This window comes from Flavobacterium sp. CSZ (assembly GCF_015350725.1).
In the GTDB taxonomy this organism is placed as follows: domain Bacteria; phylum Bacteroidota; class Bacteroidia; order Flavobacteriales; family Flavobacteriaceae; genus Flavobacterium.
The window spans coordinates 90677-102433 of record NZ_JADKPQ010000003.1; the positions used below are offsets into that span (position 1 = coordinate 90677).

Sequence of the window (11757 nt, forward strand, 5' to 3'; positions counted from 1 at the left end):
TGATTACAATGCTTCAGAATTTTATTTTTATTAAATTAAATTTTTCCAAAAAATATGCACGAAATTTTAAAAGAATATCAGGTAGTTTTAATCGATAAAAAACAAAAAAATGATGACGCTATTTTGACTTCTTCTTTCTGGGAAAAAGCAAATTGTTTAACTGATTTTTGTTCTCCCTGGAAAAGCGATTCATTTTCTAAAATTGAATTTAGGGCACTTCATGATCTCGAAAATTTCTATTTTAATTTTAGGGTTTTTGATACTGATATTAACATTGATCAAAAAGACAATAGTTTCCTGAGTATAGGAAATTCAGACAGGGTAGAATTGTTTTTCAGGACCAATGAATCCCTAAATCCTTATTACTGCCTTGAAATAGATATATCAGGTCGAATAATGGATTTTAAGGCACTTCCTGAAAAGGATTTTGATTTTAAGTGGAAATGGCCTAAAAATAATATAGAAGTAAAAACGTCAAAGGATGAAATCTCATTTAGGGTTGAAGGCAGGATTAGTATTCAATCCCTAAAAGATTTAAACTTAATTCAGAACAATACAATCGAAGCCGGAGTTTTCAGGGCAAAATTCTCTCTGGTTGAAAATCTGCAATACGAACCCACCTGGATTTCATGGGTAAACCCAAATACCGAAACTCCTAATTTTCATATCGCTTCTTCGTTTGGGAAGTTTGTATTAATGAGTTAAAAAGGTGTAAAGGTTCAAAGTAACAAAGGTTCAAAGGTATTGCCTACAGATTTGACGGATTAAACGGGGTTTCGCTGGTTTTTGTACAAAATTTAATGAAAAAAATCTGCTCAATCTGCCAGATCTGCCAGGCAATTTTATTTTTTGCTCACATCCTTTAACGATTTTAATTGGTTTTCGCTTTTTTTTATGACAAAAATTAATCTCGCAAACCGCAAAGGTTTTAATTTATGGTAGAGGCACACAGCAGTAAGTCTTTGGTATTTGAAATTCTAAAAAAAAATCTGTGTAAATCAGTTTAAACCCGTGGGCTATCATTACGATACGTAAAACGAAGCATTCTCCACATTAATAATATCAATAGGCAGTAAAATCGTTTCCGGAATATCTTTGCGGAATAAAAAATGCTCTACTAAGGTACTAACGCCTAAATAAGCCTGTCTTTTTTGATTTTGATGAATTAAAAAATGAACCAATCCCTGATTTAGGAAGTTGACATTCTTCTCTACTAAATCGTAACCAATAATGGCAATTTTTTTATTTTTTAAAGGAGCTAAAATAGAAGCGATCTGATACGCTTTCGAAGTGGTGATAAAAATTCCTTTCAGGTTTGGATTTTCCTCTAAAAAGGCCGAAAATTTACTTTCAACGTTTGGATGTTTTAATTTTAAGGTAGTTAAAGAAAAATCGGCAATTTTCTTCTCGTCGAAATAATTTCTAAAACCCTTTTCTTTTTCCTGCATGTGAACTGCATTTTTTACGCTTTCATCAATATGTATAATCGCAATCTGACCATCGCTTAAAATTAAATTCATTAAACTGGCTGCCACGCGACCACTTTTATACAAATCCTGACCCACAAAACTTTTGATGGATTCACCTTCAATCTGGTTATTAAAAGTATTCACTATTATTTCGAGTTCGTCGTATTGTTTTACAATTTCGAGCGTTTCCTTATGAAATAAAGGTGCAATTAAAACAGCATCAGGCGATTGTTTAAGAATCGTTTCATGTGCGTTCAAAAAAGATTTTTTGCTTTCAGGATTAAAGTAATGCGTTTCTATAATAACACCATAGGCTTTAAACTCTGTTTTGGCTTCCTGAATTCCGTTTACACACGGCAACCAATACGGATCTATTTCCGGATCCGGAAGCAAAACACAAATACGGTAAACTTTGGTGTTTTTTAAATTACGGGCAATTAAGTTAGGCTCATAATTAATGACGTTCAAAACTTCATTGATTTTATCCAGCGCCGTTGGAGAAACTTTTCCTCTGTTATGCAAAACGCGGTCTACAGTTCCTTTCGAAACTCCGGCCATTTTTGCTATATCCTTAATAGTGTACTTTTTGTCCATATAAGCAAATATAGAAACTTTGGTTTAATTATTTGAAAAAATATTGTTGGAATCATTTAGTGTGCTCGAGAACATTAGTTTAGTGTGTTCGAGCACATTTTTAGTTTTTTTCTTGGTTTATAAAAATATAATCTATAGTTTCGTAGAATCAAAACCAAAAAAACAGAGTAAATTCTTAACCTATTAATGTTGTAATTATTTGTATTACAATGTTTTATTATAAAATTTATAAGTGAAAAAAATTACTTCATTAGCTCCCGGCCGAACGTGCCTCTTTGGGGATCATCAGGATTATTTAGGATTGCCGGTTATAGCCTGTGCAATCGATCGAAATATAAAACTAACTGCCAAGCAAAATGCGTCCAATACCTTTGTGCTGAACATGATCGATATTGGCGAAATCAGGGTCATTAATATCGATGCTACTTTCGACACATTAGAACCTCGTGATTATTTTGCGTCTTCGTTGCGGGTTTTGCGACGATACGGTTGTGTGCCCAATGTAGGTTACACTATTACAATTACAGGAGATATTCCAATTAATTCGGGAACATCAAGTTCATCAGCCTTATTGATGGCCTGGATTCGGTTTTTGATTGATGCCTTTGGAGTTGATCACCAAGTTACTCCTGAGTTTATAGCCAAAGTTGGATATGAATCTGAGGTTTTAGAACACGGTGAGCCAGGCGGAATGATGGATCATTTTAGCATTGGGGTAGGGAATGTGGTGTACATTAATACAAAAGAACCTTTCTCGTTTAAAGTAATCAGATCAGATCTTAAAGGTTTAATCACAGGAGTTTCGGGTGTTCCCAAAGAAACGATTGGATTAATTGGCGAAATAAAAGGAAATGCCTTAATGTCTATTGGTATTGTAAAACAAAACTTCCCTGATTTTGATTTGAATACTTCTGAAATTGAAGATATAGATCGTTACCGAAATTGTTTACCGGATCGATTGATTCCGTTTTTCGAAGCTGCACTGAAAAATTACCATTATACCAAAGAAGCCCTAAAAGAATTCGAAAAGCCTGTTTTAGACCTCAAAAAAATTGGAGCATTAATGAATCAGCATCACGAGGTTTTGCGCGATTTATTGAAAATTACGGTGCCAAGAATCGATGATATGATCAATGCAGCTTTGCGTGCAGGAGCATATGGGGCCAAAATTGTAGGCTCTGGCGGTGGCGGAAGTATTGTGGTGATTGCCGATCCTGAAAAGGAAGCTGCCGTAATCGAAGCTATTTTAAAAGCTGGGGCAGAAGAAGCTTATGCAGTTGCTGTAGATCCGGGCGTGAGAATTATAGAAAATATTGAATTTTAAAAAATAAATATGCACAACAATTTAGTTATTCTGGCTGGTGGAGCATCATCCCGAATGAAAAAAGAAGCCGTTCTTGATAATTTATCAGCAGAAGAAATCGCTCAGGCAAACGAAAGAAGCAAAGGTTTAATTGGCGTTGGCGCAAGCGGGAGACCTTTACTGGATTACCTTTTATTGAATGCCAAAAAAGCAGGATACAAAAATATCTATATCATTATAGGTGAACAAGGCGAGTTGTTTAAGGAATTTTACGGAAGCCAAAATCTTAATAATGATTTTCACGGACTCAACATTTCCTTTGCCGTACAATATATTCCCGAAGGAAGGCTAAAACCTTTTGGCACGGCCGATGCTTTGTTTCAGGCCGTAGAGCAATTTCCGGAATTAAACTCGCAGCAATACTCCGTGTGCAATAGCGACAATTTATATTCGGCGAAAGCCTTATTGGCACTTAGAGAAACGACTAGTCCTAATGCTTTTATCGCTTATGATCGTGATGCATTAGAATTTCCGTCTGAAAGGATTTCGCGTTTTGCCATTGCAAAATTAGATCAAAATAATCAATTATTAGACATTCTCGAGAAACCGTCTGCCGATGTTTTAGCTGATTATAAAGATGTTGAAGGCAGAATCAGAGTGAGTATGAACGCTTTTAAATTCAACGGAAGTACGTTATACACCCATCTTAAAAATTGTCCTGTTCATACGGAAAGAGACGAAAAAGAACTGCCAACAGTACTTTTAAATTCAGTAAAAGAACATCCAAATACCACTTTGGGAATTCCTTTTTCTGAGCATGTTCCGGACTTAACCGCAAAAGAAGATATTGCCGATGTCAAAGCATATTTAAAGCAGTATTATCCGGTTCTAGACTGGCAAGCCTAGAAAAAATTAACAAAAAATTGATATCTAATTTACGAATAAGTACAACTTATTAGAGTACTTTTGTTTTAAATTTGCAAAAAAAATGCATTAAATTGTATTTTAATTGCAATATATTTGCAAAAGTGTTGATGCTATTTTAGATAGAAAGAATAACTAATCTATTAATAATCAACCAAAAAATTATGTCAAACATTGAAAGCGCATTACAAATAGAAAAACGGAGTACCATTATTCCGATGGTCATTTTAACCGCATTATTTTTTATTCTCGGTTTTGTAACCTGGCTCAATGGTCCATTAATTCCATTTTTTCAATTAGCGTGCGAGTTAACTTCTTCTCAGGCTTATTTTGTAACTTTTGCTTTTTACATAGCTTATTTTGTAATGGCAATTCCGTCATCATGGGTCATCGAAAAAGTAGGGTATAAAAATGGTATTTCGTTAGGATTATTGATCATTGCTGCGGGCGCATTTATGTTTTATCCCGCTGCCGAAAGCCGAACTTTTTTACTGTTTTTAATTGCATTATTTGTAATGGGAACTGGTTTGGCAATTTTGCAGACAGCATCAAATCCGTATGTGGTCGTAATTGGCCCGAGGGAAAGTGCCGCAGCCAGAATTAGTGTGTTGGGAATTGCAAATAAACTAGCCGGATTTGTGGCCCCATTGATATTAACTGCTTTGGTTTTGTCTAATATGCAGGAGTTTACAGCAGATAAAATAGCATTGCTGGATTCGGTTTCAAAATCAAATGCTTTAAATTCTCTTGCATTGCAATTGCAAAGACCTTACCTTTATATGGGATTAATTATAATGGTTTTGGCGCTTTTGGTAAAGCTATCGCCGCTTCCTGAAATTGATTTGGATGAAGAAGGAAATGTGACACATTTGAGTATTTTTAAACAAATGAGAAATGCGTTCAAACGCCCTCAATTGGTTTTAGGAGTAATCACTTTAATGTTGTATTTGTCTGCCGAAGTTTTAGCCGGAGATTCTATAGGAGCTTTCGGAAAAGAATTAGGAGTATATGGAACAGAAGGAAATTTTTATTTAAAATTAACTTCTTTCACAATGTCAGCAATGGTGGTGGGGTATATATTAGGAATCACATTAATACCTAAATATCTTTCGCAGGTAACCGCTTTAAAGGCATCCGGAGTTTTAGGTGTAATTTTGGTTTTGGCAATTGTTTTTATTTCGCCAAAAATAATGTTTCAGTTGCCTGGAATTCCAAACTTACCGGTTGTGATACTTTTAGTAGCATTATTGGGTTTGGCAAATGCATTGTGCTGGCCCGCAATCTGGCCAATGGCGTTGGAAGATTTAGGAGGATACACTAAAATTGGAAGTGCAATTTTGATCATGGGTATTATAGGAGGAGCAGTTTTTCCTTTGTTTTACGGATTGATCACAGAAAATATAAACGCATCGAATATTGCAAGCGGAACTGCTGAAATTTCAAAAAGCGGCAATCAGATTGCCTATTTAATATTATTACCATCTTATTTGATGATTCTTTTTTACGCTATAAAAGGTCATAAATATCGTAGTTGGAAAATGTAACGAGAGGAATTAAAAAAAACTATATCATGTTAAAAAGTAAAATAGACAAAGCGACAGGATTCGAGAAACGATTTGAAAACATCAATACGGTGGTTTTCGAAAATTCTGGCGAAGCATCAAAAGCAGTAGCGCAGGAAATTGCAGCTTTAATTCAATCCAAACAAAAAGAAGGTAAACCTTGCATTTTAGGGCTTGCAACTGGTTCTTCTCCAAAAGGATTGTATGCTGAATTGGTTCGCTTGTATAAAGAAGAAGGTTTGAGTTTTAAAAACGTAATTAGTTTTAACCTGGATGAATATTATCCGATGGAACCAAACTCAATCAATAGTTATGTTCGTTTTATGAAAGAATTGCTGTTTGATCACGTTGATATTTTACCTGAAAATGCTCATGTACCCGACGGACTTTTAACAAAAGAACAAATCGCAGATTATTGCCACGAATACGAAGCTAAAATTGAAGCTTTAGGCGGAATTGATCTTCAGATTCTGGGAATTGGTGGTAACGGACATATAGGTTTTAATGAATCGGGTTCGCTACAGAACTCTAAAACACGTTTGGTTGCTTTAGATCATATCACAAGAGTTGCTGCAAGTAAAGATTTCTTCGGGTTGAGTAATACACCAAGAACTGCCATCACACTTGGAGTGAAAAAAATCATGGAAGCTAAAAGAGTGATCTTATTGGCTTGGGGAGAAGGAAAAGCAAATGTGGTAAAAAGATCTGTAGAAGATGAAGTTACGAATCGAGTACCAGCTTCATTTTTGCAAGAGCACAACAATGCTGTTTTTATTTTAGATAAAGAAGCTTCTTCAAAACTAACAAGAATCAACAAACCCTGGTTGGTAGAAAAAGTAGAATGGACAGATAAACTGACTCGTAAAGCGGTTTTAGGATTAGCGCTTCAGCTTAAAAAACCAATTTTAATGTTGACTGATGCTGATTATATCGAGCACGGAATGAGCGATTTATTAGCTGATTCAGGTCCGGCGTATGATATCAATATTAAGATTTTCAATAAATTACAAAATACAATCACGGGTTGGCCAGGCGGAAAGCCAAATGCAGACGATTCTAACCGTCCTGAAAGAGCAGAACCGGCCAGAAAACGTGTATTAATTTTTAGCCCGCATCCTGATGATGATATCATCAGTATGGGAGGAACTTTTATGCGTTTGCAAGAGCAAGGACATGAAGTGCACGTGGCATACCAAACCTCAGGAAATATAGCTGTAGCAGATGATGAAGCATTGCGTTTTGCAAGATTCGTAATTGATTACAATGAAAAATTCGGAATCAAAAGTGCTGAGGCAGACAATATTTACCAAAAAGCACAAACCTTTTTAGAGAATAAAAAGAACAGTGAAATTGATATTCCTGAAGTTCGTTATATCAAAGGATTAATAAGAAAAGGTGAGGCGAGAGCAACAAGTCATTTTGTTGGTTTAACAGATGATCAGATTCATTTTATGGAATTGCCTTTCTACGAAACCGGAACAATCGAGAAAAAACCAATCGGACAGGAAGACATTCAACTAACGATGGATTTAATCGAAAAAATCAAACCACACCAAATATACGCGGCTGGAGATTTAGCAGATCCACACGGAACGCACAAAGTTTGTCTTGATGCTATTTTTGAAGCGGTAAAAGCTTTAAAACCAAAATCGTTTATGAATGATTGCTGGTTATGGTTGTACCGTGGAGCTTGGCAGGAATGGGGAATCGACGAAGTTGAAATGGCGGTACCAATGAGTCCTGATCAGGTTTTTGCAAAACGTCACGGAATCTTCAAACACCAATCGCAAAAAGATGGTGTTGTTTTTCAGGGAACTGATGCCCGGGAATTCTGGCAAAGAGCCGAAGACAGAAATGCCGAAACTGCCGCTTTGTACCAGGAATTAGGTCTGGCAACGTACGCGGCTATGGAAGCTTTTGTGAGATGGCATTACTAAGTCTCAGTTTTCAGTGCCAGTAAACAGTCAGTTGTAAACTGAAAACTGTGACTGAGACTGAAAACTTTGTTTTAATCTGTGGCAAAAGAATAAAAATAATAATAGCTTTGCATTCAATAGAAGCAAGAAGAAAGAATGAGTCTATATTCTTTCCTCTTGCTTCTTTTTTTCTTTAAAAAAATGGAATCAGACAAAAAACTTCTCATAAAATTAGCCCACACCAAAATGCCTTTCGGGAAATACGAAGGACGATTTTTAATCGATTTACCGGAATATTATGTTGTTTGGTATCATAATAAAGGGTTTCCTAATGGTGAGTTAGGGCAACAGCTGGCACTTGTTTACGAATTGAAATTGAATGGGCTGGAGGAATTGATTCGAAACATTAAAAAGCAGTATCCTAAGCCTTTAAAATAAAATAGTAAGAAAAACCTTTTGGTATTTCGATTTTTTTATTTAAGTTTGATATATAAAAATATTACAATTTTTAAAAACTAATTGATACCACAGAATTCAAGACTGAATTTACAAATGTGTACAAGTCAATATTTTGAAATTATAATATTTACTAAATAAAAAAATATTATAATTTTTAAAAACAAATTGGCACCACAGAATTCAAGACTGAATTTTTAAATGTGTACAAGCCGATGTTTTAAAATTATAATATTTTTTTTATGTCAAAAATTACTTCAATTGCAAGTATTCAGCAAGTTTTTATGCCTAATGTTCCAATCTTTTAAATAACTGGAAATCCTTTTTGATTTTTTTGTTAGTAATTTTCAAGTATTCTCTATTACTCCTCTGAGTGTTTTTCTATTTTTGTAAAAATTAACATGAAGAACTAAATTGAAAACAGTTTTAAAACCTCAAACTCAGGTGAAAATTTTAGTATTGCGGCTTTAGTTTTAGGAATAATTTCTATTATAGTAGCTTTCATTCCTTGTATAAATGTGGTGGCGCTAGTTACTTCACTTCTAACTGTAATTTTTGCGGCAGTTGGTTTGTTTAGGGCAAAAAATGCAAATTGTCCAACTTTATTAGCTAAAATAAGTTTGATTTTGGGAATCGTTGCATTGGTGTTCTCAGTAATTCTCGTATTAGTTTATGGTCTTATTATTGGAGCTTTGTCATTTTGGGATTAGTAAAAAGACTTTGATTATTAAAAATAACAAGAAATCCCTTTTTAATTTATTTGTTAATAACTTTGAAGTATTGTTCGTTGTTCGCATAAGTGTTTTTCTATTTTTGTAATAATTAACATAAAACACTATATGGAAGATTATAAACAACCGTCAAATGCAGGTCAGGGCATGGGTATTGCAGCCTTAGTTTTAGGAATCGTAGGTCTTATTGCAGCATTTATTCCTTGCTTTGGTTTTATTGCCGTAATTTTTGGAGTACTTGCAATAATTTTTGGAGCAATTGGTCTGTCTCAGGCAAAAAGGGAACAAGCTTCAACTACAATGCCATTAGCAGGTTTGATTTTAGGGTGCGCAGCAACAGTTTTTGTTATTATATGGGTATTAGTTGTAGTAGGTTCTATAGGATCTGCTGTAATGTCTCATAAAGATGAAATTACTAATGCCATCGATTCTGCAACTATAGAGTCTGTAAAAATACAAGATTCACTAAATGATGTAGAAATAGCAACTGATACTATAAAAGTAGAAGAAACAAAATAACAAATCTCTTTTGTGGAAATAAAATCTTCTTACGAAATTGATTCTTATAAAAAGATAAACATGATTTTTATTGTAATAATCATGTTTATCTTTTTTTATTGCTTTACAATGCCATTTCTAAACTTTGGTTTCCATTCCACCTGCGAAGGAATGCCGTTGGCTTATTGTAAAAGCCGCGGTTTAACAAGAGCCTTTGCTCAAATATTAAGATTGAACTTTAATGAGGCAATCCCTTACAATCCTTATAGTATAAAAATCTTTTCATTTTTTCTGATTCAGTTAGTTATGCGTTTTATTATCAATAAGATAATACGTTTGTCTAATTGTAAAAGAATACTGATTGGTGATATTTTCTTGAGTATTATGATGTTTATCTTTTCATTTTATAATCTTGTCATCATCTGAAAACTTAAAATTAACAGGGTAATATTCAAAAAAACATCCAATTCAAAGTTAAAATTATCGATTACGAAATCATCTAATCGTTCTAATTAAAATTTTGCAAATTATCTCATTCTCTAATTGGCAAAATATCTAATTAAATTTGTACTTTTGCCAAGTTTTTTACACAACTACATACAAACAACAACAGAATGAATCAAACAAAATATATTTTTGTTACAGGCGGTGTGACTTCTTCACTAGGAAAAGGAATTATCGCGGCATCTTTAGCAAAATTGTTACAAGGCAGAGGGTATCGTACAACTATTCAAAAATTTGATCCGTATATCAATGTGGATCCGGGTACGTTGAATCCGTACGAACACGGAGAATGTTATGTAACAGATGATGGTGCAGAAACAGATTTAGATTTAGGACACTACGAGCGTTTCCTGAATGTTCCTACTTCTCAGGCGAATAACGTTACTACAGGAAGAGTTTATCTTTCGGTAATTGAAAAAGAAAGAAGAGGAGAATTTTTAGGAAAAACGGTTCAGGTTGTTCCTCATATTACAAACGAAATCAAAGACAGAATGCAATTGTTGGGTAAATCCGGCGATTATGATATTGTAATTACTGAAATTGGTGGAACTGTAGGTGATATTGAATCTCTACCTTATATAGAGTCTGTTCGTCAGTTGGTTTGGGAATTAGGAGAAAATAACGGAATTGTTATTCATTTAACTTTAGTTCCTTATTTGGCTGCTGCAGGTGAGTTAAAAACAAAACCTACGCAACACTCTGTAAAAACATTGATGGAAAGCGGAATCAAAGCTGATATCTTGGTTTGTAGAACTGAGCATGAGCTTTCTGATGAATTGCGTAATAAATTAGCGTTGTTTTGCAACGTAAAAAGAGAAGCGGTGATTCAGTCTATTGATGCTTCAACAATATATGAAGTTCCAAATTTAATGCTTGAAGAAGGATTAGATGTTGTGGCTTTAAAGAAATTAGATTTACCTAAAAAAGCAGCGCCGGATTTGAAAAACTGGAATACTTTTTTACGCAGATTGAAAAATCCAAAACATACCGTAAATATTGGTTTGATTGGGAAATATGTAGAAATGCAGGATTGTTACAAATCTATTTTAGAAGCGTTTATTCATGCCGGAGCTTCAAACGAAACCAAAGTAAACGTAATTTCTATACATTCAGAGCATATTAACAGTGATAATGTTGAAGAGAAATTAGGACCTCTTGACGGAGTTTTAGTAGCACCTGGTTTTGGAGAAAGAGGAATCGAAGGAAAAATCGAGGCAGTTCGTTTTGCACGTGAAAACAATATTCCGTTTTTCGGAATTTGTTTAGGAATGCAAATGTCAGTTATCGAATATTCCAGAAATATCTTAGGTTATGCTGATGCCAATTCTACAGAGATGAACGAGAAAACTCCTCATCCGGTGGTTAATTTAATGGAAGAGCAAAAAACAGTTACAGATAAAGGTGGAACAATGCGTCTTGGTGCTTGGAAATGTGATATTAAACCAAACACTTTAGCGCACAAAATATACGGACAAACGACTATTTCAGAGCGTCACCGTCACCGTTATGAGTACAATAATAAATATGCCGATGAATTGCAAAAAGCTGGATTAAAGGCTTCAGGAGTGAATCCGGATACAGGTTTGGTAGAAATTGTAGAACTTGAAAATCACCCGTTTTTTATTGGTGTACAATACCATCCTGAATATAAAAGTACAGTTGCAAACCCACATCCAATTTTTGTAAATTTTGTGGCTGCTGCGGTAAATGCGCATAAAAAATAATAATTAATATTCTAAAGGCTGTAACTTTTGAGTTTAACTCATTACTAATAGCTTTAACGAATAACCTTTTTTAAAT

Annotated in this window: 9 protein-coding genes; 8 read left to right on the plus strand and 1 reads right to left on the minus strand. The window is 34.4% G+C overall.

Features of this window, described 5'->3' with window-relative positions; translation table 11 throughout:
- Nucleotides 1–54 precede the first annotated feature (54 nt).
- Nucleotides 55–705, plus strand: coding sequence for a sugar-binding protein (locus IRZ78_RS04395; RefSeq protein ID WP_194615363.1), 651 nt, complete (start codon nucleotides 55–57; stop codon nucleotides 703–705).
- 317 nt (nucleotides 706–1022) lie between these two features.
- Here IRZ78_RS04395 and IRZ78_RS04400 read toward each other — a convergent pair whose 3' ends face one another.
- Nucleotides 1023–2063: a LacI family DNA-binding transcriptional regulator gene (locus IRZ78_RS04400; RefSeq protein WP_194615364.1), complete on the minus strand. Its 1041-nt coding sequence runs from the start codon at nucleotides 2061–2063 to the stop codon at nucleotides 1023–1025.
- A gap of 232 nt (nucleotides 2064–2295) precedes the next feature.
- Here IRZ78_RS04400 and IRZ78_RS26400 point away from each other — a divergent pair, with 232 nt between their 5' ends.
- From IRZ78_RS26400 to IRZ78_RS04440, 7 genes are all read left to right on the plus strand, one after another.
- A complete protein-coding gene (locus IRZ78_RS26400) occupies nucleotides 2296–3387 on the plus strand; it encodes a galactokinase family protein (RefSeq protein WP_194615365.1) in 1092 nt (363 codons plus the stop codon).
- 9 nt (nucleotides 3388–3396) lie between these two features.
- Nucleotides 3397–4272, plus strand: coding sequence for a sugar phosphate nucleotidyltransferase (locus IRZ78_RS04410; RefSeq protein ID WP_194615366.1), 876 nt, complete (start codon nucleotides 3397–3399; stop codon nucleotides 4270–4272).
- Between the two features lie 182 nt (nucleotides 4273–4454).
- A complete protein-coding gene (locus IRZ78_RS04415; protein WP_194615367.1) occupies nucleotides 4455–5834 on the plus strand; it encodes a sugar MFS transporter in 1380 nt (459 codons plus the stop codon).
- Nucleotides 5835–5860: 26 nt separating this feature from the next.
- Nucleotides 5861–7789: a glucosamine-6-phosphate deaminase gene (nagB, locus tag IRZ78_RS04420; RefSeq protein WP_194615368.1), complete on the plus strand. Its 1929-nt coding sequence runs from the start codon at nucleotides 5861–5863 to the stop codon at nucleotides 7787–7789.
- 180 nt (nucleotides 7790–7969) lie between these two features.
- Nucleotides 7970–8206 carry a DUF3820 family protein gene (locus tag IRZ78_RS04425; RefSeq protein ID WP_194615369.1) on the plus strand — a complete coding sequence of 79 codons (237 nt, stop codon included), beginning with the start codon at nucleotides 7970–7972 and terminating at the stop codon, nucleotides 8204–8206.
- 857 nt (nucleotides 8207–9063) lie between these two features.
- A complete protein-coding gene (locus tag IRZ78_RS04430; RefSeq protein WP_194615370.1) occupies nucleotides 9064–9474 on the plus strand; it encodes a DUF4190 domain-containing protein in 411 nt (136 codons plus the stop codon).
- A gap of 593 nt (nucleotides 9475–10067) precedes the next feature.
- Nucleotides 10068–11681, plus strand: a complete 1614-nt coding sequence (locus IRZ78_RS04440; protein ID WP_194615372.1) for a CTP synthase — start codon at nucleotides 10068–10070, stop codon at nucleotides 11679–11681.
- The last annotated feature ends 76 nt before the right edge of the window (nucleotides 11682–11757 follow it).

Excerpts from the sequence above, each read along its gene's own strand:
- IRZ78_RS04395 (WP_194615363.1), top strand. The coding sequence starts at position 55 with ATGCACGAAATTTTAAAAGAATATCAGGTAGTTTTAATCGATAAAAAA.
- IRZ78_RS04400 (WP_194615364.1), bottom strand. The coding sequence starts at position 2,063 with ATGGACAAAAAGTACACTATTAAGGATATAGCAAAAATGGCCGGAGTT.
- IRZ78_RS04410 (WP_194615366.1), top strand. The coding sequence starts at position 3,397 with ATGCACAACAATTTAGTTATTCTGGCTGGTGGAGCATCATCCCGAATG.
- IRZ78_RS04415 (WP_194615367.1), top strand. The coding sequence starts at position 4,455 with ATGTCAAACATTGAAAGCGCATTACAAATAGAAAAACGGAGTACCATT.
- nagB (WP_194615368.1), top strand. The coding sequence starts at position 5,861 with ATGTTAAAAAGTAAAATAGACAAAGCGACAGGATTCGAGAAACGATTT.
- IRZ78_RS04425 (WP_194615369.1), top strand. The coding sequence starts at position 7,970 with ATGGAATCAGACAAAAAACTTCTCATAAAATTAGCCCACACCAAAATG.
- IRZ78_RS04430 (WP_194615370.1), top strand. The coding sequence starts at position 9,064 with ATGGAAGATTATAAACAACCGTCAAATGCAGGTCAGGGCATGGGTATT.
- IRZ78_RS04440 (WP_194615372.1), top strand. The coding sequence starts at position 10,068 with ATGAATCAAACAAAATATATTTTTGTTACAGGCGGTGTGACTTCTTCA.